General features: G+C 66.5%; 22 protein-coding genes. 12 read left to right on the top strand and 10 right to left on the bottom strand.

Annotated elements, in window-relative coordinates; all coding sequences use genetic code 11:
• Window positions 1-49: 49 nt before the first annotated feature.
• The 3 genes from ACHMWQ_RS15045 to ACHMWQ_RS15035 all read right to left on the bottom strand — a co-directional run bounded on the left by ACHMWQ_RS15045 (window position 50) and on the right by ACHMWQ_RS15035 (window position 2871).
• The gene (locus tag ACHMWQ_RS15045) at window positions 50-1255 is read right to left on the bottom strand and encodes an MFS transporter (RefSeq protein WP_396308073.1); all 1206 of its coding nucleotides are present in this window, start codon (window positions 1253-1255) and stop codon (window positions 50-52) included.
• Window positions 1256-1429: 174 nt separating this feature from the next.
• On the bottom strand, window positions 1430-2152 hold the full coding sequence (locus ACHMWQ_RS15040) for a TerC family protein (protein ID WP_396308072.1): 723 nt from the start codon (window positions 2150-2152) through the stop codon (window positions 1430-1432).
• Between the two features lie 17 nt (window positions 2153-2169).
• Window positions 2170-2871, bottom strand: coding sequence for a phosphatidylcholine/phosphatidylserine synthase (locus tag ACHMWQ_RS15035; RefSeq protein WP_354549144.1), 702 nt, complete (start codon window positions 2869-2871; stop codon window positions 2170-2172).
• A 188-nt stretch (window positions 2872-3059) separates the two neighbouring features.
• Between ACHMWQ_RS15035 and ACHMWQ_RS15030 the strand changes: the two genes are divergently transcribed.
• The 4 genes from ACHMWQ_RS15030 (at window position 3060) to hspQ (ending at window position 5563) form a co-directional block, all read left to right on the top strand.
• On the top strand, window positions 3060-3497 hold the full coding sequence (locus ACHMWQ_RS15030) for a YeeE/YedE family protein (protein ID WP_396308071.1): 438 nt from the start codon (window positions 3060-3062) through the stop codon (window positions 3495-3497).
• Complete coding sequence (locus tag ACHMWQ_RS15025; protein ID WP_396308070.1) at window positions 3494-3970, top strand: DUF6691 family protein; 477 nt, start codon at window positions 3494-3496, stop codon at window positions 3968-3970. Before ACHMWQ_RS15030 ends, ACHMWQ_RS15025 begins: the two co-directional genes overlap by 4 nt.
• Window positions 3967-5127 (top strand): UbiH/UbiF family hydroxylase, encoded by a 1161-nt coding sequence (locus ACHMWQ_RS15020; RefSeq protein WP_396308069.1) that lies wholly within the window; start codon window positions 3967-3969, stop codon window positions 5125-5127. The genes ACHMWQ_RS15025 and ACHMWQ_RS15020 overlap by 4 nt, the downstream gene beginning before the upstream one ends.
• A 100-nt stretch (window positions 5128-5227) precedes the next feature.
• The gene (gene hspQ, locus ACHMWQ_RS15015) at window positions 5228-5563 is read left to right on the top strand and encodes a heat shock protein HspQ (protein ID WP_354549137.1); all 336 of its coding nucleotides are present in this window, start codon (window positions 5228-5230) and stop codon (window positions 5561-5563) included.
• A gap of 411 nt (window positions 5564-5974) precedes the next feature.
• Here the strand turns inward: hspQ and ACHMWQ_RS15010 are convergent, their stop codons facing one another.
• Genes ACHMWQ_RS15010 through ACHMWQ_RS14980 form a run of 7 tightly spaced genes read right to left on the bottom strand, consistent with a single transcriptional unit; the run spans window position 5975 to window position 12024 of the window.
• On the bottom strand, window positions 5975-6799 hold the full coding sequence (locus ACHMWQ_RS15010) for a DeoR/GlpR family DNA-binding transcription regulator (RefSeq protein ID WP_396308068.1): 825 nt from the start codon (window positions 6797-6799) through the stop codon (window positions 5975-5977).
• Entirely contained in the window at window positions 6796-7746 is a 951-nt protein-coding gene (locus tag ACHMWQ_RS15005) for an ROK family protein (protein ID WP_396308067.1), read from the bottom strand. The genes ACHMWQ_RS15010 and ACHMWQ_RS15005 overlap by 4 nt, the downstream gene beginning before the upstream one ends.
• Complete coding sequence (locus ACHMWQ_RS15000) at window positions 7743-8474, bottom strand: ribulose-phosphate 3-epimerase (RefSeq protein ID WP_396308066.1); 732 nt, start codon at window positions 8472-8474, stop codon at window positions 7743-7745. The genes ACHMWQ_RS15005 and ACHMWQ_RS15000 overlap by 4 nt, the downstream gene beginning before the upstream one ends.
• Window positions 8471-9298, bottom strand: a complete 828-nt coding sequence (locus ACHMWQ_RS14995) for an alpha/beta fold hydrolase (protein ID WP_396308065.1) — start codon at window positions 9296-9298, stop codon at window positions 8471-8473. Before ACHMWQ_RS14995 ends, ACHMWQ_RS15000 begins: the two co-directional genes overlap by 4 nt.
• Complete coding sequence (locus tag ACHMWQ_RS14990) at window positions 9295-10119, bottom strand: sugar phosphate isomerase/epimerase family protein (protein ID WP_396308064.1); 825 nt, start codon at window positions 10117-10119, stop codon at window positions 9295-9297. Before ACHMWQ_RS14990 ends, ACHMWQ_RS14995 begins: the two co-directional genes overlap by 4 nt.
• A complete protein-coding gene (locus ACHMWQ_RS14985; RefSeq protein WP_396308063.1) occupies window positions 10119-11195 on the bottom strand; it encodes a Gfo/Idh/MocA family protein in 1077 nt (358 codons plus the stop codon). Before ACHMWQ_RS14985 ends, ACHMWQ_RS14990 begins: the two co-directional genes overlap by 1 nt.
• A gap of 19 nt (window positions 11196-11214) precedes the next feature.
• A complete protein-coding gene (locus ACHMWQ_RS14980; RefSeq protein WP_396308062.1) occupies window positions 11215-12024 on the bottom strand; it encodes a sugar phosphate isomerase/epimerase family protein in 810 nt (269 codons plus the stop codon).
• Window positions 12025-12205: 181 nt separating this feature from the next.
• Between ACHMWQ_RS14980 and ACHMWQ_RS14975 the strand changes: the two genes are divergently transcribed.
• From ACHMWQ_RS14975 to ACHMWQ_RS14940, 8 genes are all read left to right on the top strand, one after another.
• Window positions 12206-13342, top strand: coding sequence for a Gfo/Idh/MocA family protein (locus ACHMWQ_RS14975; protein WP_396308061.1), 1137 nt, complete (start codon window positions 12206-12208; stop codon window positions 13340-13342).
• A 118-nt stretch (window positions 13343-13460) separates the two neighbouring features.
• On the top strand, window positions 13461-13808 hold the full coding sequence (locus ACHMWQ_RS14970) for a hypothetical protein (RefSeq protein WP_396308060.1): 348 nt from the start codon (window positions 13461-13463) through the stop codon (window positions 13806-13808).
• 117 nt (window positions 13809-13925) lie between these two features.
• Window positions 13926-14948 carry an acyltransferase family protein gene (locus tag ACHMWQ_RS14965; protein ID WP_396308059.1) on the top strand — a complete coding sequence of 341 codons (1023 nt, stop codon included), beginning with the start codon at window positions 13926-13928 and terminating at the stop codon, window positions 14946-14948.
• A 1-nt stretch (window position 14949) separates the two neighbouring features.
• A complete protein-coding gene (locus ACHMWQ_RS14960) occupies window positions 14950-16410 on the top strand; it encodes a cryptochrome/photolyase family protein (protein WP_396308058.1) in 1461 nt (486 codons plus the stop codon).
• 117 nt (window positions 16411-16527) lie between these two features.
• A complete protein-coding gene (locus tag ACHMWQ_RS14955; RefSeq protein ID WP_396308057.1) occupies window positions 16528-17568 on the top strand; it encodes a cysteine synthase A in 1041 nt (346 codons plus the stop codon).
• Window positions 17568-18284, top strand: coding sequence for an alanyl-tRNA editing protein (locus ACHMWQ_RS14950; RefSeq protein ID WP_396308056.1), 717 nt, complete (start codon window positions 17568-17570; stop codon window positions 18282-18284). The genes ACHMWQ_RS14955 and ACHMWQ_RS14950 overlap by 1 nt, the downstream gene beginning before the upstream one ends.
• 34 nt (window positions 18285-18318) lie before the next feature.
• Window positions 18319-19179 (top strand): 3-mercaptopyruvate sulfurtransferase, encoded by an 861-nt coding sequence (sseA, locus tag ACHMWQ_RS14945; protein WP_396308055.1) that lies wholly within the window; start codon window positions 18319-18321, stop codon window positions 19177-19179.
• A 14-nt stretch (window positions 19180-19193) separates the two neighbouring features.
• A complete protein-coding gene (locus ACHMWQ_RS14940; RefSeq protein ID WP_396308054.1) occupies window positions 19194-19736 on the top strand; it encodes an MOSC domain-containing protein in 543 nt (180 codons plus the stop codon).
• Window positions 19737-19949: the final 213 nt, after the last annotated feature.

Here is a 19949-nt window from a genome sequence, read left to right as displayed (position 1 = left end):
GGCGTGGAATGAAGGAGGCCGGCGCTGCGGCCGGCCTCTTCCGTCTAGGCTATACCGACTCGGCGGCGGTGTCGCGGGCGCCGTCTTCGGCCGGGATCCGCTTGCTGGCGGGCTTGCGCGGCCGCACCTCGCCGGAAAGCACCAGGCTCATGAGGGTCGCGAGCAGCAGGGTCGCCATGCCCATGCGGTAGCCGCCGAACTGGGCGACGAAGCCGACCATGGGCGGCCCGAGCAGGAAGCCCGAGAAGGAAAGCAACGACAGCGCCGCGACGTTGACGGCGGGCGGACCTTCGCGCGAGGCAGCCGCCGTGACGGCGAGCGGGAAGACGATCGAGACGCCGAAGCCGGTAGCCGCCGCGCCGGCGATGACCATGAACGGGTTGACGGCGAAGACCATGACCAGCAATCCGGCCAGGGCCACCGTGCAGCAGACGCGTCCCATCTGCACCGCGCCATAGCGCATGGAGAGCCAGTCGCCGGCCAGGCGGCCAAACGCCATGACCAGGCTGAAGGCGGTCAGCGCATAGCCGGTCGTCGGCGGCGTGGCGCCGAAGACGTCGCGCAGATAGATGGCGCTCCAGTCGATGATGCCGCCCTCGACGAGCAGCATGCCGAACGCGAACAGGCAGAGCAGCACGATCTTCGGCGACGGCAGGACGAAGGAGGATGTCTTGACCTTCGGCGCGTCGTCTTCGGCCGTCTCGATATGCGGCAGGCGCGACGCCAGCGCCTCGCCGATCACGAATACGCAGACCACGACCACGATCATGTGGATCTCGGGCGGCAGGTTGTAGGTGGCGGCGAGCGATCCGGTGATGCTGCCGCCCATCAGGCCGAAGCTCCAGAAGGCATGGCAGCGCGACATGACCGTGCGGCCGATGGCGCGGCCGATCCGGTCGGCCGTGACGTTGAGGGCGACCTCGAGCGGGCCCATGCCGAGGCCGACCAGCACGAGCGCGAAGAACAGCAGCGTCGGCGTGGGCGCGAAGCCCGGCAGCAGCAACGGCACGAGCAGCAGCGGGAAGCCGATCTTGATGGCGCGGCGCGGGCCGAGCCATTCGACGACGGCGCCCGAGAACGCCATCGAGGTGACGAGGCCGATCGGCACGCCGAGCAGGCAGATCGCCAGCGTCGCCGGATCCATTCCGAGCTTGTGCTGGACGTCCGGAATGCGGATCAGCCAGTTCGCCATGGAGCTGGAATAGAAGAAGAACAGCGCCATGATGGGGCGCGCGGACGCGAAGGAAAGGCCCATTTCGGACTCTGTCGTTGCTGGGTGGTGGACGCAGCCGGGACCGCGTGGATGGATGCGCCATCCGGGCGAAAACGCCCGCCAAAAAGGGGAAAATCCCTTGTACAGGCCCCTCCGACCCCATGCAACCGATTCTAGAACCGATTCAATCGCGCCGATCCCGGCGAAAACGCCCCGTCAGGACGCCTTCTTGCGGTTTCGCTGCGCAACCACGTTGAGCACCTCCACGACGGTCGAGAACGCCATCGCCGCATAGAGGTAGCTGCGCGGGATGTGGAAGCCGATGCCGTCGGCGATCAGCGCCGCGCCGATCATCAGCAGAAAGGCCAGGGCCAGCATCTTGGTGGTCGGGTGATGCTCGATGAAGTGCGAGATCGGGCCGGAGGCAATGTACATGACGATCATCGCGACGATGACGGCGGCGATCATGATCTCGAGATGCTCGGCCATGCCGATCGCGGTGATGATCGAATCGACCGAGAAGACAATGTCGATGACGATGATCTGCGAGACCACGGCGGCGAAGCCGGCCGTGATCGGACCGGACGAGCCGTCCCCCTCGCCCTCGACGCCCTTATGGATCTCGTGCGTCGCCTTGTAGACAAGGAACAGGCCACCGGCGAGCAGGATGAGGTCGCGCCACGAGAACGGGTGGTCGAACAGGGTGAAGACAGGCTGGGTCAGGCCGACGAGATAAGCCAGCACCATCAGCAGGATGATGCGGAACACCAGCGCCAGCCCGAGGCCGATCTGGCGGGCGCGCTTGGCCTGCTCCGCCGGCAACCGTGCGACGAGAACCGAGATGAAGACGATGTTGTCGATGCCGAGCACGATCTCCATGACGGAAAGCGTCAGGAAACTGGCCCATGCGGCGGGCTGGAAGAAAAGATCGACGTTCATCTGGCGCGGCGCCTCGGTTAGGTTTTCTGGGGCAGGCGGAAGCGCGTGGCCTGCAGCACCGCGCCGATAAAGGTCAGATAGATGGTCGTGAGCCCCAGGCCGGCCAGCACGAGCTGATTCGGCCGCAGCTGGGCAAAGACCGCGAGCAGCGAAAAGATCGACCAGGCCAGCGTCACCGCCAGCGTCAGCGGCCGCAGCCGCTTGACCCGGACCGGGTGGACGAACTCGACCGGCGAGAAGGTCAGCGCCGCCAGCGCCACGATGACGACAACGGAAAAGATCGGCGACGGCGCAAACACCATCAGCACGAACACCACCATGTTCCAGACAGCGGGAAAGCCGCGGAAGCCATATTCGCGCGTCTTCATCCGCGTATCCGCGAAATACAACGCGCCGATGACGGCGACGAGAATGCCGGCGGGCGCCGCCAGCGAAGGCGGCATCAGGTCCGAACGGGCCAGGATCAGGGCGGGAATGAAGACATAGGTCGTGTAGTCGATGACCATGTCGAGGATCGCGCCATCGAACCACGGCACGCGCTCGCCGACACGGAAGCCGCGCGCCAGCGGGCCGTCGACGGCATCGACGAACAGCGCTGCTCCGAGCCAGATGAAGGCCTCGACCCATGCGCCGCGCATGACGGCAAGCGCTGCCAGCATCGCGAATCCGGCACCGCTCGCCGTAAGGAGATGAACGGCCCAAGTCTTCGTCGTCGGCATGAGGCTCCCCTGCTGCACCGGCCGCCAGGAGGTGGGAGCCGCATCCAGCGCCTTTGGCTGCATGAACTGTCGATACGTGCAGAACGGCTCACTGGCAATAGCCTCTGCGGCGTCGTGACCTGCGACATCTGACAGGATTGCCCCTCCCGGACGCCTCGACCACCATGCCGGCAACTCGGGAGATCCGTATGATCGGCTTTTCGCCCATATCCGCGACGATCGGAGGCGCCTTGATTGGCGCCGCCGCCGGCTTGCTGTGGATTGTCAACGGCCGCATCGCCGGCATCTCGTCGATCTTCGGCTCGGCGCTGTCTGGGCGCCTCGACGACATTCGGTGGCGGCTGCTGTTCCTGGTCGGGCTCCCGCTCGGCGCGGCCCTCGGCATTGCTTTCGCGCCCCGGCTGATTTCCGACGCTTCCGCGGCCATGCCTACCCTCGGCATCGGCCGGTACGAACTGGCCGCCTCCGGGCTTCTCGTCGGCGTCGGCACGGCGCTCGCGCGGGGGTGCACGTCTGGCCATGGCGTCTGCGGACTGGCGCGCCTCTCGGCTCGCTCGATCGTCGCCGTGCTCGTCTTCATGCTCTCGGCCATCGCCACGGTCTATCTCGTGAGGCACGGGCTTTGATCGCACGACCGACCGCGTTTTATCTGGGCGCCCTCGCGTCGGGGCTGCTGTTCGGCCTCGGCCTCGCGATTTCCGGCATGATTTATCCTGCCAAGGTGAAGGCCTTCCTCGACATCGGGGCCATCCCCACGGGCGGCTGGGACCCGAGCCTCGCCTTTGTTCTGGCCTCGGCCGTGCTGGTCAGCATGGCGGCCATCCGCATCGCACACCGCCACCGCCATCCGATCGCCGCCTCGACTTTCTCTGGCCCGGCAGCCCGGCGTGTCGATGCCCCGCTCGTGCTGGGCTCGGTCCTGTTCGGGGTCGGCTGGGGCCTCTCCGGCTTGTGTCCGGGCCCGGCGATCGCCAATATCGCCTTCGCGCTGCCCGACATACTGATCTTCCTCGTCGCAATGGCGATCGGCGCCCTGGCCGTCCGGCTGGTCCGCAGCCGCTCGAACCCAGGCGATCCAAGAACGCAGGCCCCGTCATGAGTGATGATCTTCGCGATGTAGCCGTCGTCGGTGGTGGCCCGGCGGGGCTGGTGGCCGCCCTGTTGGCGCGTCGCCACGGCGCCTCGGTCACACTGATCGCCCCCAACGCGCCGCCGCGCGACGAGCGGACGGTCGCCATGCTCGGCGCCTCGGTTGAGATCCTGCAGGAAACCGGCGTCTGGGCGTCGGTGGAGGCGAAATCCGCGCCACTTCGCACCATGCGAATCGTCGATGCGACGCGCCGCCTGATCCGGGCGCCGCTGGTCGAATTCCATGCGCATGAGGTCGGGCGCGAGGCATTCGGCTACAACATCCCCAATGCCGTGCTCATCGCCGCGCTGGATGAAGCGATCGAACAGGCCGGCATCGAGCGCGTCACGGGCTTCGCATCGGAAATCCTGCCATCGGAGGATTCGGTCCGCGTCGTGACCACGGATGGAGCCGAGGTGCGGGCGAAGCTTCTCGGCGCGGCGGATGGGCGGCGTTCCAAGGCCCGCGACGCGGCCGGCCTCGCGGTGCGCAGCTGGTCCTATCCGCAGGCAGCCTTGGTGGCGAACATCGCGCACAGCCGGCCGCATGACGACGTCTCGACCGAGTTCCACACCGAAACCGGCCCGTTCACCATCGTGCCGATGCCGGGCCTGCGCTCGGCGATCGTCTGCGTCGAAAGCCCCGCCGAAGCGGAGCGTCTTTCCAAGCTGGATGACGAGGCGCTGGCGGCCGAATTCGAGCAGCGCTCCCGCTCGATCGTCGGCAAGATCACCATCGCCGGCAACCGGCAGGTCTTCCCGCTTTCCGGTCAGACGGCGCGTCATTTCGCGGCCCGGCGCATCGCGCTGATCGGCGAAGCCGCGCATGTGTTTCCGCCGATCGGCGCGCAGGGGCTCAATCTGGGCCTGCGCGATGCCGCGGCCTTCGCAGGCGTTGTTCGCGACCATCGCGCCGATCCCGGCAGCGCCGAGGCGATATCCGCCTATGATCGCGCCCGGATTGGCGACGTGCTCTCAAGGACGACGGCGGTCGACGCGTTGAACCGCACGCTGCTGACCGATTTCCTGCCGGTCCAGGCCCTGCGCGGCGTCGGCCTCTACGCCATCGACCGGCTACCGAAGCTGAAGCGCCTGGTGATGCGCCAGGGGCTTACGCCGCATCTTTGAACTCAGGCGGCAAAGTCCCTCAGGCGGCTAAATGGTTCGCGGAGGTTGACGTGGCGCGGACATCGTGGCTTTTGGCCAGCCCGTGACAAGTGGACAGGCCATGGTTCAGCCGCGTACAGCCAAATTCCAGATCGGACAGATCGTCCGCCACCGGAGCTTCCCGTTCCGCGGCGTGATCTTCGACGTCGATCCTGTCTTTTCCAACACCGAGGAATGGTGGGACGCGATCCCCGCCGATGCGCGGCCGTCGCGGGACCAGCCCTTCTATCACTTGCTCGCCGAGAACGCCGACACGGAATATGTCGCCTATGTCTCGGAGCAGAATCTGCTGGCCGACGATTCCGACGAGCCCCTGCGCCACCCGCAGATCCGCGAATATTTCTCCGAGCGCCGCGGCGACGTCTATGTGGCCCGCAAGGTCGGCGCGCTGAACTAGCTCGTGCCGTTGAGATGGTGAGGTTTTTTTCCCTTCACCTCTGCCTGGGGGAAAGGTCGGAGCGCAGCTCCGGGCGAGGGTTTAGGGAACCATCCGGATGGAACAACATGCTGTCGGGAGACTTACCGGTGAGGCCGTAACCCCTCACCCGCCGGCCTTACGGCCGTCGACCTCTCCCTCAGGAAGAGGTGAAGGGGGTCCGGTCGTGGTACGCCGCTCGCATCTGCCCTTTGCCCCGTCATCTGCCCTCTGCTCCGCCGTCATCCCGGTGAAGGCCGGGATCCATACCCACCGCCCCTGACCAGAAATTGTGCTGAGCCTTGAAAGGCCTGTGCCTATGGGCCCCGGCCTTCGCCGGGGCGACGAGCCCGCTCGGGCTGCGGATCAAATCTTTACAACCAGGCCGCGCCCTCACTCCCCGCAGACGATCACCTGCACCCCTGCCCGCTCCAGCGCGGCGGCGAGTTCCGGCGGTGGCTCGGCATCCGTGACGAGGCACTGGAGATCATCGAGCGGCGCGATGTTGGCGAAGGCCGTGATGCCGAACTTGCTCTGATCGGCCACGACGATGGTGCGCGACGCGACGCCGATCATGCCGGCGGTATGCGCCGCCTCGTCCAGCTTGGTCATCGAGATGCCCGAAGCCGAGACGCCGGAACAGCCGATGACCGCCGTATCGGCATGGATGCCGGCGACCGCCGCGAAGCCGATGGCGCCGATCGTCACCTGGTAGTTGGGCCAATACGACCCGCCGAGGATGTGGATCGACTGGATGCTGCCTTCCGGGACCACGGCCGGCAGACGCAAATTGTTGGTCACGATGGTGAGGCTGCGCCGCCCGCCCAGCGCGGCCGCGAAGAAGCAGATCGTCGAGCCGCCATTCAGGATCAGCGTTTCGTCGTCGCGGATGAGGTCGGACGCCGCCTGCCCGATCCGCCGCTTGGCCTCGACATGTTCGTCCATGCGCAGGCCCATGGTCGTGTCGACCCGGACGAGGCGATCCTTGGTGACCGCGCCGCCATGGGTCCGGACCAGCAGCCCGCGTCGTTCCAGCAGGTCGAGATCGCGGCGCACCGTATCGCGCGAGACGTCCAGCAGCGTGACGAGTTCGGCGACGGTCGCCTGCCCGCGGTCCTGCAGGTATTGCAGCAGCCGGCTGTGGCGCAGCGCCGGCAGCGCACCGCCCGCTGCGTCCGGTTCGGTGGGACCCGTCGCGTGGCCGTCGTCCTGGCTCATGATGCCTCCGGAAGCATGAGGCTGGCGGCGCCGACAAGGCCGGCATTGCGCCCGAGCGCGGCCTGGAACACCGGCACGTCGCGAAACGCCGCCATCGCCCGTTCCCCGATCGTGCGCCGGATGCGCTCCTGCATCATCGGCAGCAGGCTGCCGACGCCGCCGCCCAGTATCAGCCGTTCCGGCGAATAGAGATGCAGCAGATTGGTCAGGCCGACGCCGAGCCAGCGGGCTTCCTCATCCAGCAGCTGCAGCGCGGGTCCGTCGCCCTGCTGGGCCGCCTCGGCGACATGCCGGCCGGTGACCGGATCGCTTCCGGCGAGACGGCCGATCTCGGGCGCGCCGCCGGACGCCACCAACTGGCTAGCCTCGCGCGCCAGCGCCGTGCCCGAGGCAAAGGCCTCCCAGCAGCCGAGACCGCCACAGGCGCAGCGCACCGGCCGCTCGGAAACCGCCATATGACCGATCTCTCCGGCAAGACCGCGACGTCCATGCAGCAAGTGCCCGTCGACGATCACGCCGCCGCCGATGCCGGTCGAGACGGTCACGAAAACGAGGGATTGCGTCCCCTGCCCGGCGCCAAAGCGCCACTCGCCGAGGGCGGCCGCGTTGGCGTCGTTTTCCAGTCGGACGGCGACGCCGAGGCGCTCGGACAGGATGGCGGCGAGCGGCACGTTCTGCCAGCCGACGAGCGTCGGCGCATCGACGACGATGCCCGCATCGGGATCGAGAGGACCGGGCGCTCCAACGCCGAGGCCGACGATGTCCGCTTCCGGCGTCTCGGCGCGCACCTGACCGAGCAGCGCCACCATCTGGTCGATGACGGCGTCAGGCCCCCCTTGCGCGTCGGTCGGCGTCGATGCGAAGGCGGCGACGCGGCCGGTCGCCTCGACGACGGCGGCGCGCAGGTCCGTGCCACCGAGATCGATGGCAAGCGCCGCGCGCGTCATGCCGCCTCGCACGGGCCGGGAAGCGCGTGCAGCCACGCCATGCGGGCGGCGAGATCGGGATCGCCGAAGGCGAGCGAGCCCAGCACGACGGTCTCGGCGCCGGCGGCGCGCAGGCGCGGCACCGTATCGTGCCGGTTGCCGCCATCGGAGGCGAGGCGGACGGAGTCCTCAAGGCCCGCTTCCTTCAGCATGGCGCGGACGGCCTGAAGCCGCGGACAGGCTTCCTCCGCGAGCCCCACGCCCTTCACGCCGATCGCCGTGCCGAGCAGCGTCACAAAGGCGAGTTTTGAAAGCCACGGCTTCACGGTCTCGAGCGGGGTTTCCAGCCGCACCACCATGCCGGCCTCGACGCCGAGTTCTGCGATCCGCGCCAGCGCCTCTTCGGCCACGGCGGCGTTTTCGACGTGGATGGAGATGAGGTCGGCGCCCGCTTCCGCGAACTGCTCGATCTGCGACAGCAGGATGCTGTCCTGGACCATCAGGTGCACGTGCAGCGGCTTGCGCGTCAGGCCGCGGATGCGGGCGACGAGATCGGGAAAGAACAGCAGGGCCGGCGCGAAATGGCCGTCGGCGACGTCGATATGGCAGATATCGACATGCGGCTCGATGCGGGCGAGATCGCGCTCCATGTTGCAGAGATCGGCCGACCATAGCGAGAATTCGCCGAGCATTCGGTCGCGCGGCAGGGCCTGGAGCCAGCCGGCGGCGGGCTTGTTGGTAGCGGTCATGGGTTCGTCTCCCGGGACGGATCGAGGGTGCGCAGGAAGCTGTCCAGTTCGCTGCGGAATTCATGGATATGACGCGGCTTGTCGGTCGCCTTGGGAGTAATCTCCGCCAGGCGGGCGCCAGGGATGGTCTCGGCAAGGCGCTGCGCATAGCCGAGCGGATGGACGGAATCGACGCCATGTCCGATCACCAGCGTCGGCACGTCGAGCGCCCTCGCCTCCGCCTCGGTGACGCCGGGTCCATCCAGCGCGATGCCGCCCAGCAGATCCGCGGTAACGGCAGGCTCCGGGCGATCGAAGAACTTCAGCAGCGAGGCGAGATTGTCGGGCGCATGCATGGCGAGATCCAATGCCAGCGGCGAGGCAGCGAATGCTGCCTTGGCTTGTTCCGGCGGATGACGTCGCAGGTGCACCGCGACCAGCGCATAGGGCCGCATGTTTTCCGGTGCCGCATCGAACAGCCAGGCCGGACGCGCAAGTACGAGACCGGCGACGCGGTCGGGATGGCGATGGGCGATATGCAGCGCGATCGCGGCACCCATCGAAATGCCGCCCATGACGAAGCGATCGATGCCGCGCGCGTCGCAGACGGCGAGGATGTCGGAAGCGAACATGGAGATCGAGAACGGCCGCGTGGTGCCGGATTGCGACTGGCCCTGCGCCCGGCATTCGACGGTCAGCCGGCGATAGGCGGGACCATCCGGGAAATTCTCCACCACCTGGGCATTGTCGCCGCCGAGCCCGTGCTGGAACACGACCGGCAGGCCTGTCCCGCTGTCGAAGACACTGAGGTCTGCATCGTCGCGCTGGAAGGTCGAATGGGTCATGGCCGCAACAGGCTCGACAGATAGCGGGCGACGCCGGGCGCCTCCTCGGCCGAGAGGCCATGGGTCACGACGGGACCGTCGAAGCCGACCGCCCGAAGCCGCGCGAAAAAGTCCGGGAAGTCCACGACGCCGGTTCCAGCCGTGGCAAAGCTGCCATCGGGATTGCGGTCCTTGGCATGCGCCATGGCAACCCGGCCCGCCAGTTGCTCGACCGCGTCGGCGACGATCGTCCGCGCCGCGTCGCGGTCGGCGATCTCGAACAGATTGGCCGGATCGAGCACGAAGCGGATTCGCTCCGAGCCGATCGCTTCGACCAGCCTGATGCCGTCCTCGGCCGAGGTGACGACATTCGCCTGCTCCGGCTCGATGCCGAGATCGACACCCGCAGCCTCTGCCAGCGCCACCGCCTTGGTCATCTCGGCCAGGAGGTCGGCCCAGGCCTCCGGTTTCGCATTGTCGGGATGGTGCGCCCACTGGTCCAATGGATCGCGCGTACCGGTGCAGAGCGTCACCAGCGGAACGCCGAGTTCTCGCGCGGCGTCGAGCAGCAAGCCGAGCCGGCGCATTCCCTCTTCGCGCACCGCGACGTCGGGATGGATCATGTTGTAGGTGCCGGAAAGCGCCACCAGCTCGACGCCCGTCTCGGCGACCGCCTGGCGGATCGCCGCGATCGCCTCCGCCGGGATTTCATCCGGCATCGCCGGCAATCCGGCGCAGGCCATGTTGAACTGCGCGGTCTCGTAGCCGGCCGCCTTGACTGCAGCCAGTACGGTTAACGGATGGCTACCAGAAAACGTCTTCGCGAAGATGCCGAGGCGCATCAGACCGCCCCCTGCATGTCCGCGACGCGGACCGCCTTGCCGCTGCGTGCCGACTCGGCAATCGCCGCCATGGCGCGAACGGAAGCGAGCCCGTCATCGATATTGGCGCCGCGCTGCGGCACGCCGTTCAGGACAGTGTCGGCAAAGCCTTCGAGCTGGCGGCGGAAGAAGTGGCCATCGGCACCGAGCGGACGATGATAGGTCGCGTCCTTCTCGGAGAAGATCTCGACATCACTCGATTTGAAATACCAGGGATTGTAGGTCTTTGCGATGATGCTGCCGTTCTCGCCATAGAGCTGGAAGCCCTCGAACCAGTCCATGCGGACGGCGACCGTCAGGTCGAGATGGCCGAGCACGCCATTGGCGAAGCTGGTCTCGACGAACCAGCTATAGGCGCCGAAGCGCTCCAGCAGCCGCGCCCGGACCTCGGTGATCTCGCCGCAGAGAAAGCGGGCGGTATCAACCAGATGGCTGCCATGCGCGAGCATGAAATAGCGCCTGAGGTCCGCCTTGGGATTCTCGCTCGGCTTTTTCGCCTGCTTGCTAGTGATCGGCAGCGGCTGGACGGCGTCGGTCATCGTGTAGCGGTGGGTGCTGTCGCAATACCAGGCCTTGAGCGAGAGCATCTGGCCCATCTCGGTCTGGATGAACTTTTCCGCGGCCTCCAGCCCCGGATCGAAGCGCTTCATGTGGCCGACCTGCAGGATCAGGCCCGTCCGCTCGACGACCTTCTTCAGCGCCTCCACCTCCTCGACATTGACGCCGAGCGGCTTCTCGCAGAGCACAGGCTTGCCGGCTTCCAGCGCCCGGATCGCCATCGGCACGTGAAAGCTGTCGGAGATCGCGACGACGACCGCCTCGACCTCGGGATCGGCCAGCATAGCGTCATAATCGGCATAGGCCTTGGTCGGCTCATAGGTCGCCCCCATGCGCGCCAGCAGGTCGGGCGCCGCGTCGCAGATCGCGTAGAGGTCGGCGTTGCGGGCCTTCACCGCGGATTCGAGATGGGCGAACTGGGCGATCGGGCCGCAGCCGAGCACGCCAACCCGCAGCCTGCGCGCGTCCTTCGTGAGCATAAAATATCCTTCTTGGCGTTCAGGCGAGCAGGGCTCGCATCGTCTCGCGATTGGTCCGGACGGCCTTGGCCGGGTCAGCGGCGGCGACGTCCGATTCTTCTTCGAGCACGAGCCAGCCGTTGAAGTTCGGGCTCGCGGTGACGATCTCGACCACCGCTCGCGTGTCGCAGATGCCGGAACCCAGCATCCGCCAGTTGCCGGCCGCGTCGACATCCTTCAGATGCAGGTAGCGGATGCGGTCGCGATAGGTGATCAAGGTGTCGAGAATATCCATGCCGCCGCGCAGGATATGGCCGGTATCCGGCACCCAGCCGAGCCGGATCGGGTCGGTCAGGGCAAATAGCCGGTCATAATCGGCACGGCTGAACAGCAGCGTGTTGTGGTGCGAACTGGGGTGCACGGCGACCGGCACGCCCGCCTTCTCGCCCAGCTCGGCCGCCGCGTTGTAGAGCTCCGCCGCCGCCGCGAACTTTCCCTCGCGATCGCCCGGCGACATCACGGTGGCGCTCCCCAGCGACAGCACCGCGCCTGGAAACGCCGCCACGAAATCGAGCGTGCGATCGATCATGGCAAGGTCGCTGGCGAGCCGGTCGGGCTCGGTGTAGCCGCTGTCGCTGGCGCAGGCGAAGGCAGCCAGTTCCAGTCCCCGCGCCGAGAGCGCGCGGCCAAAGGCCTCCGGCTGGCCGGCATAGGAGCCGATCATGGTGTCGGTGATCTCGATGCCGGAATAGCCGGCGCTGGCGATTGCGTCGAGCAGATCGTCCGGCCCGCCGCTCCAGCGGTCGCCGAGCATTTCCCAGGTATAGGTCTGGCAGCCGATCTGCAGCATGATGCGCGGATTCCACGTTTGCGGACGCCGCGCCCGGCGCGCGTCGACTACGGTTCGTTGAAATCATGCTTGCTGTTTTATGCGTAACGGTCAAGCATGATGATGCACGAATGCGCATCGAGGCGCAGAGTGCGAGTTCGGGGGAGGACTCGCACCGCGGCATAAGTCGGGGGAGACAGACATGAAGCGATTGGGAATTGGCGTCATCGGCTGCGGCAACATCGCCAGCACCTATCTGCGCAATGCCACCCTGTTTCCAGGCGTGGAACTGCGCGCCTGTGCCGACATGCAGCCGGAAGCGGCTCAGAGGCGAGCCGGCGAGTATGGTCTCCGCGCGCTGACCGTGGACGCGCTGCTGGCGTCTGAGGATGTCGATCTCGTCTTGAACCTGACGGTCCCGAACGCGCATTTCGAAATCTCGATGGCAGCGCTCTCGGCCGGCAAGCATGTCTTCACGGAAAAGCCCCTCGCCGCCACGGCCGCGGAGGGTCGCACCCTGGTTGCGGAGGCCAAGCGGCGGAACCTCGCCATCGGTTCGGCGCCCGACACGTTCCTGGGCGCGGCTGGCCGGCTAGCGCGGCGCTTGATGGATGAGGGCGCCATCGGCCGGGTCGTCGCCGGAACGGCCTTCATGATGGGGCGCGGCATGGAGCACTGGCATCCGGCGCCGCAATTCTACTACCAGCCGGGCGGCGGCCCGGTCCTCGACATGGGCCCCTACTACGTCACCATGCTGGTCAATCTGCTCGGTCCCGCGAAGCGGGTCATGGCGCTGAGCACGATCGGTGAGGTGGAGCGCAGGATCACGGCGCCCGGACCGAACCACGGCACCACCTTTCCCGTCGGCACGCCGACCACCATCATGGCGCTGATCGAGTTCGTCTCCGGCGCCAGCGTCACCCTCGGCATGAGTTGGGATGTCTTCCGGCATAGCAATCATCCGATCGAGCTGCATGGCACCGAGGGATCGATGCGCCTGCCGGATCCCGATACGTTTGGCGGCACGGTCGGTCTCAGCGCCCGGGGCGAGCCATGGCAGGAACTCTCCACCGCCGACACGCTGCACGGCCGCATCAACTGGCCCTATGACGCGCCCGATCGCGCCAACTACCGTATGCTCGGCGTCGCGGACCTCGCGCGGTCCCTTAGCGATGGCTCGCCGCCGCGCGCATCCGGCGAACTGGCGCTGCATGTTCTGGAGATCCTGGAGGGCATTCTCCAGGCCGGCGCTTCGGGATCGGCCGTCACCCTGCCAGAAAGCTCGGTCCGCCCCGCCAGCCTCTCCGAGGAAGAGGCCGCGCTGCTGCAGAACGATTGAGTTTCGCGCTTCCCGTGCAGGCGGCGTTAGCCATGCCAGCAAAGCGCGATGCAAAGCGGCGCCCGTCGTTCTATATTGCGCCGAACCCTATTTTCGGCTTCGGCGACAGGAGACCATGATGAGACGCTTTTCGTTGATCGCACTGGCAGCGTTGGGATTTGTTGCCGGCGCGACCGCCGCCAGCGCGCAGACCGAGGCTATCCAGCCGGTCGATTCGAGCCAGTTCCGCAATCTCTCCTGCGATGAGATCGCCAGCCGGATCCAGGCGCTGAACGTGCCGATCTCCAGCAACAACAACAGCTGGGACGAGCTTCGCCGCAACCCGACGCTGCAGTTTATCCTGCTCGGTATCCGGACGCCGAATCCGACTTATGAAGAGTTCATGGCGCATGTGCGCGGCGAACGGATCGCCCTGATCGAAGTCGCCGTCGCCAAGAACTGCGCCGCCCAGCGCGGCATCCAGTAAGCGCACGCGACGATCCTGACTCCACGAGGCGGCGGGTTTCCCTGCCGCCTTGTCCGTTCACGGGATCGACGCTTCCCGCTCTTCGTCTTGCTCGCAGTCCAAACGGGGTTAGCATCAATGTCGGGACGCGCCCGGATTGACTGGGTCGATTACGCCAAGGGGTTCTGCATCATCATGGTGGTGATGATGCATTCGACGCTCGGCGTCGAGAAGGCCGCTGGCGCGGAGAGCTGGCTCGGCCATGTCGTCGCCTTCGCCCGCCCCTTCCGGATGCCGGATTTCTTCCTGATCTCGGGATTGTTCCTCGCCAAGGTCATCGATCGCGACTGGCGCACCTATGCCGACCGTAAGATCGTTCACTTCGCCTATTTCTACGTTTTGTGGCTGGTCATCCAGTTCGCCTTCAAGGCGCCAGGCATGGCGGCTGAAGAGGGTGTCGGTGGAGCACTGGGACAGTTCCTGCTTGCTTTCATCGAGCCGTTCGGCACGCTCTGGTTCATCTACCTGCTGCCGATCTTCTTCGCCGTGACCAAGCTGCTGCGCGGCGTCCCGTCCTGGATCGTGCTGCTCGCTGCGGCCGTTCTGGAAATCGCGCCGATCCATACAGGCTGGACGATTCCTGACGAGTTCGCCTCGCGCTTCGTCTATTTCTATGCCGGCTATCTGTTCGCGCCGCAGGTATTCCGTCTTGCCGCGGCGGTCATCGCCCAACCGGCCCTGGCGGTGCTCGGGCTGGTCGCCTGGGGCCTCATCAACGGCTTCGCGGTGTTTGGCGGCGTCTCCGAAATGCCCTTTATTGGGCTTGGATTTGGCATCCTTGGGTCCTGCGCCGTCGTCGCCTTCTCGGCCCTGCTTTCCAAGGCCGATCTCATGGTGCCGCTGCGCTATTGCGGCGAGCATTCGATCGTCATCTATCTCGCCTTCTTCCTGCCGATGGCGGCGACCCGCGTTCTTCTGCTGCGCACCGGCGTCATTCCCGATCTCGGCACCGTATCGCTGATCGTGACGGCAATGGGCGTGCTCGTGCCGCTGCTGCTCTATTGGGCGGTGCGCGGCACGCGGCTGCGCTTCCTGTTTGAACGGCCGGGCTGGGCGCGCATTGACCGGATGAAGACGCAAGAATTCGCACCGGCGGAGTGACATGGCCGATAACCTGAAGCCCACGCTGGCCTGGCTGCGTGATGATTTGCGCCTTGCCGACAACCCCGCCCTGACGGCGGGTGCGAAGATCGCAGCCCCGCTCGTCGTCCTCTACATTCTCGACGAGATGAGCGAGGGCATCCGCCCGCTCGGCGGCGCGTCCAAATGGTGGCTGCACGGATCGCTGGCTGCGCTCGGGAAGGCGTTGGCCGAACAGGGGCAGACGCTCGTGCTGCGGCATGGCCCGGCGCAGGAAGTGCTGCTGGAGCTGGCGGCCGAAATCGATGCCGGCCACGTCTTCTGGAACCGCCGCTATGGCGGCGGCGAGCGCGCCGTCGATGCCGCCATCAAGGCGGCATTGAAGGAAAAGGGCGCCGAGGTCGAGAGCTTCCAAGCCAACCTGCTTTTCGAGCCCTGGACGGTGCGAACCAAGGCCGACCAGCCCTTTCGCGTCTTCACGCCGTTCTGGAACGCCTGCCGGGCGCAAACGCCGCGCGCGCCGCTTCCGGCCCCGAAGACCCTTCCCGCGCCGATCGCGAACCTCCGATCCGACGACCTCGAAAGCTGGAAGCTTCTGCCGACCCGGCCGGATTGGGCTGGCGGTTTGCGGGCCAGCTGGTCGCCCGGCGAAGCCGGCGCGCAGTCACGGTTCCGGGCCTTTCGCGCGGAGCGGCTGAAGGACTATGCGGCCCATCGCGACGAGCCGGCCGCCGACGCGTCATCGCGCCTGTCGCCGCATCTGCGCTTCGGCGAGATCAGCCCGTTCCAGCTCTGGCATGGCGTATCGCCCGAGGCGCTCGGTGATACGGCAAAGATCGGGCAGGCCAATATAGACAAGTTCCTGTCCGAGATCGGCTGGCGCGAATTCTCCTGGCACCTGCTGTTCCACCAGCCCGATCTCGCCACGCGCAACTTCCAGCCGCGGTTCGACGCCTTTCCGTGGCCTGCCGTCAACGAGACCGCGCTGGTCGCCTGGCAGCAGGGCCGGACCGGCATTCCGATCGTCGACGCCGGCATGCGCGAACTCTGGCGGATCGGCTTCATGCACAATCGCGTCCGTATGATCACGGCTTCGTTTCTGATCAAGAACCTGATGGTCGACTGGCGCACCGGCGAGGCCTGGTTCTGGGACACGCTGGTCGATGCCGACGCCGCGAACAACCCGGCCAGCTGGCAATGGGTCGCGGGTTCCGGCGCCGATGCCGCGCCCTATTTTCGCGTCTTCAATCCCGTCCTGCAGGGCGAAAAATTCGATGCCATGGGCAACTATGTGAGAGCCCATGTCCACGAGCTGGCGGATGTGCCCGCCAAGCAGATTCATGCCCCGTGGAAATCTGGCGGCGTCGCCGAATACCCCGAGCCGATTGTAGATCTCGGTGCTACACGCGAGCGGGCTTTGCGCGCCTTTGCCCAGATGCGCGAGGATGATGTGGATTCGTCTTCCGGAATTGCGGAGGAATGAAGCATGATATTTCGCACGCGTCGAAGCTGCCGGGGAATGGTGCTTTGCCGGGCGGGTCCGGTTAAAGCCAGTCTGTGGGCCCGCTAGCCTCCCTGCCTCCAGTTCAAGAAAGCGATCATGGCCGTTCTCCCCTCCGTCATCGAAGCCATCGGCAACACACCCCTGATCCGCCTGCGCCGGGCGTCCGAGGAGACGGGCTGCGAGATCCTGGGCAAGGCCGAATTCATGAATCCGGGCCAGTCGGTCAAGGATCGCGCGGCGCTGTTCATCATCCGCGATGCGATCGCCAAGGGGCAACTCCGCCGGGGCGGCACGATCGTCGAGGGAACCGCCGGCAATACCGGCATCGGTCTGGCGTTGGTCGCGAGCGCGCTGGGTTTCAAGACGGTCATCGTCATTCCCGAGACCCAGTCGCAGGAAAAGAAGGACGCGCTCCGGCTTGCCGGCGCCGAGCTTATCGAGGTGCCGGCGGTCCCCTACAAGAACCCGAACAACTACGTGAAGCTCTCCGGCCGCCTCGCCGAGCAACTGGCGAAGACGGAGCCGAATGGCGCCATCTGGGCCAACCAGTTCGACAATGTCGCGAACCGGCAGGCGCATATCGAAACGACCGGCCCTGAGATCTGGGCGCAGACGGACGGCAAGGTCGACGGCTTCGTGTCGGCAGTCGGCTCGGGCGGGACGCTCGCCGGCATCGGCATCGCGCTGAAAGAACGCAACCCCAGCATCCAGATTGCCCTGGCCGATCCGCTCGGCGCGGCGCTGTTCAGCTACTACACCACCGGCGTGCTGAAGGCCGAGGGATCGTCGATCACCGAGGGTATCGGCCAGGGCCGCATCACCGCCAACCTGGAAGGCGCCCCCGTCGACGCCGCGTACCAGATCACCGACACCGAGGCGCTGGAAGTCGTCTTCGACCTCGCCGAGCATGAGGGACTGGTTCTTGGCGGTTCGTCGGGCATCAACATTGCCGGCGCGATCCGCCTCGCCAAGGCGCTCGGACCCGGGCACACCATCGTTACCATCCTGTGCGACTATGGCACCCGCTATCAATCGAAGCTGTTCAATCCGGCGTTCCTGCGCGAAAAAGGATTGCCGGTCCCCGCTTGGCTGGAACGGCACACGGACATATCCGTCCCCTACGAAAAGGCGCTGTAATGACCGAAACGACCCTGCTCTTCCGCGACGATGCCTATCTTTCGACCGCTGAGGCCAGGGTTGTCGGCATCAACGAGCGGGGCGGCATCCTGCTGGACCGCTCGATCTTCTACGCCACCGGCGGCGGCCAGCCGGGCGATACCGGCACGCTGGAGCGGGCCGACGGCTCGATGATCAAGATCGCGACCACGGTCTATGGCGACAGCAAGAGCCAAATCGTGCACGTGCCGGAGGAGGGCTCCACCCTGCCCTCGCCCGGCGAAACGCTCGTCCAGCACCTGGACTGGGCAACACGCCATCGCCACATGCGCATCCACACCGGCCTGCATCTCCTGACGGTTGCGCTCCCCTTCCCGGTCTCGGGCGGCCGGATCGGCGCGGAGGAAGGGCATCTCGATTTCGACATTGAAGGCGCGGTGCCGGCCAAGGAGGCGATCGAGGAAAAGCTCAACGCGCTCATGGCCGCGGACCACGCCGTCTCGACCGAGTGGATTACCGACGAGGAACTCCTCGCCAATCCCGATCTGGTCAAGACGATGAGCGTGATGCCGCCCATGGGCAGCGGTCGCGTCCGTCTCGTGCGGATCGGCGATATTGATCTGCAGCCCTGCGGCGGCACGCATGTGCAGACGACGAGCGAGATCGGCGCCCTGGTCGTGGCCAAGATCGAGAACAAGGGCAAGCAGAACCGGCGCGTGCGCATCCGCTTCGCCTGACGCCGCCAACGCATTCCAGTTTCGGGAGACGGACATGATCGACCGCGCCACCACCTTCGTTTCGACCGAATGGCTTGCCGACCGCCTGGGCGACCCGTCGATCTCCGTCGTCGACGCATCCTGGTACCTGCCGAATGCCAACCGGGACGCCGCCGCCGAGTTCCTGACGTCGCATATTCCAGGCGCCGTCTATTTCGATCTCGACAAGGTAGCGGACACCAGCTCCGGCCTGCCGCACATGCTGCCTTCGGCCGAGCAATTCGCGGCGACGGTCGGTAAGCTCGGCATTTCCGATACGCAGACGATCGTCGTCTATGACGGCGCCGGCCTGTTCTCGGCGCCGCGCGTCTGGTGGACGTTTCGCGTCATGGGCGCGAAGGATGTGCGGATCCTTGAGGGCGGCTTCCCGAAATGGGTCGCCGAAGGCCGACCGGTCGAGACCGGAGAAGCCAAACCGGCCGCCAAGACCTTCCATGCCGAGCTTGACGCGGCGCAGGTGCGTTCGATCGCCGACATGCGGGACCTGGTGGCGGACCGCAGCGCGACGATCGTCGATGCCCGGCCGGGCGAACGCTTTCGCGCCGAGCAGCCAGAGCCCCGCGCCGGCCTGCGTTCCGGGCACATGCCCGGCAGCCGCAATGTGCCGGCCGGGTCTCTCATTGCCGATGGCAAGCTGAAGAGCGCAGCCGAGATCGAGGCGGCGTTTGCCGCGGCCGGCGTGGATGTTTCGAAGCCGATCGTCACAAGTTGCGGATCGGGCGTCACCGCCGCGATCCTCACCCTCGCCCTCGGTACGATCGGGGCCAAGGATGTCGCGCTCTATGACGGCTCCTGGGCCGAATGGGGTTCGGCCTCCGATACTCCGGTCGTCACCGGACCGGCCGACGCGACATAGATCGGGCCGCTTCCATGAACGCCGGCGTCGTTGCCGTTTCCAAAAGCGCGGTGCATGGCTTCAGCAAGGAGCCGCAGCCGAGCATTCGGCTCATCGCGGGGCTGGGCGTCGAGGGAGACGCCCATTTGGGCGAGACGGTCAAGCATCGCTCGCGCGTGGCCCAGGATCCGACGCAGCCCAATCTGCGCCAGGTTCATCTCGTCCATCAGGAACTTCTCGACGAACTGCAGGCGCAAGGCTTTGCCGTCTCGCCCGGCACGATCGGCGAGAATATCACGACCCGGGGTATCGACCTGCTCGGCCTTCCGACCGGCGCGCGGTTGCGGATCGGACCCGAAGCGGTCGTTGAGGTCACCGGCTTGCGCAATCCCTGCGTTCAGCTCGACCGCTACCAGAAGGGCCTCATGGCCGCCACGCTGGACCACGACAGCGAGGGCAATCTGGTGCGCAAGGCCGGCATCATGAGCATCGTGCTTACCGGTGGCGTGATCGCCCCGGGCGACCCCATCCGGATCGAACTGCCCCCACCGCCGCATGTCCGGCTGGTGCGCGTCTAGGTACCTGCGCATGGGCTGAACAGCCCATTCAGGCGCCGTTCAGGGGCCTTCCGGCTATATCCCTCTCATGGTCGCCGCATTTTGGCGGCAAGCAGACGCGGGATTGGAACGCAATTCCGTTCCGCGTGTTGCGTGATCGGCCGGCTGAGGCCTAGCTGTAGGAAGCCCATGAAACCCTCTCATTTTCTTTTGCTTTCATCGGTAGCGATCCCG

This window comes from Kaistia sp. UC242_56 (assembly GCF_044452255.1).
GTDB lineage: Bacteria > Pseudomonadota > Alphaproteobacteria > Rhizobiales > Kaistiaceae > Kaistia > Kaistia defluvii_A.
This window is presented reverse-complemented; position numbering and strand designations above follow the sequence as displayed.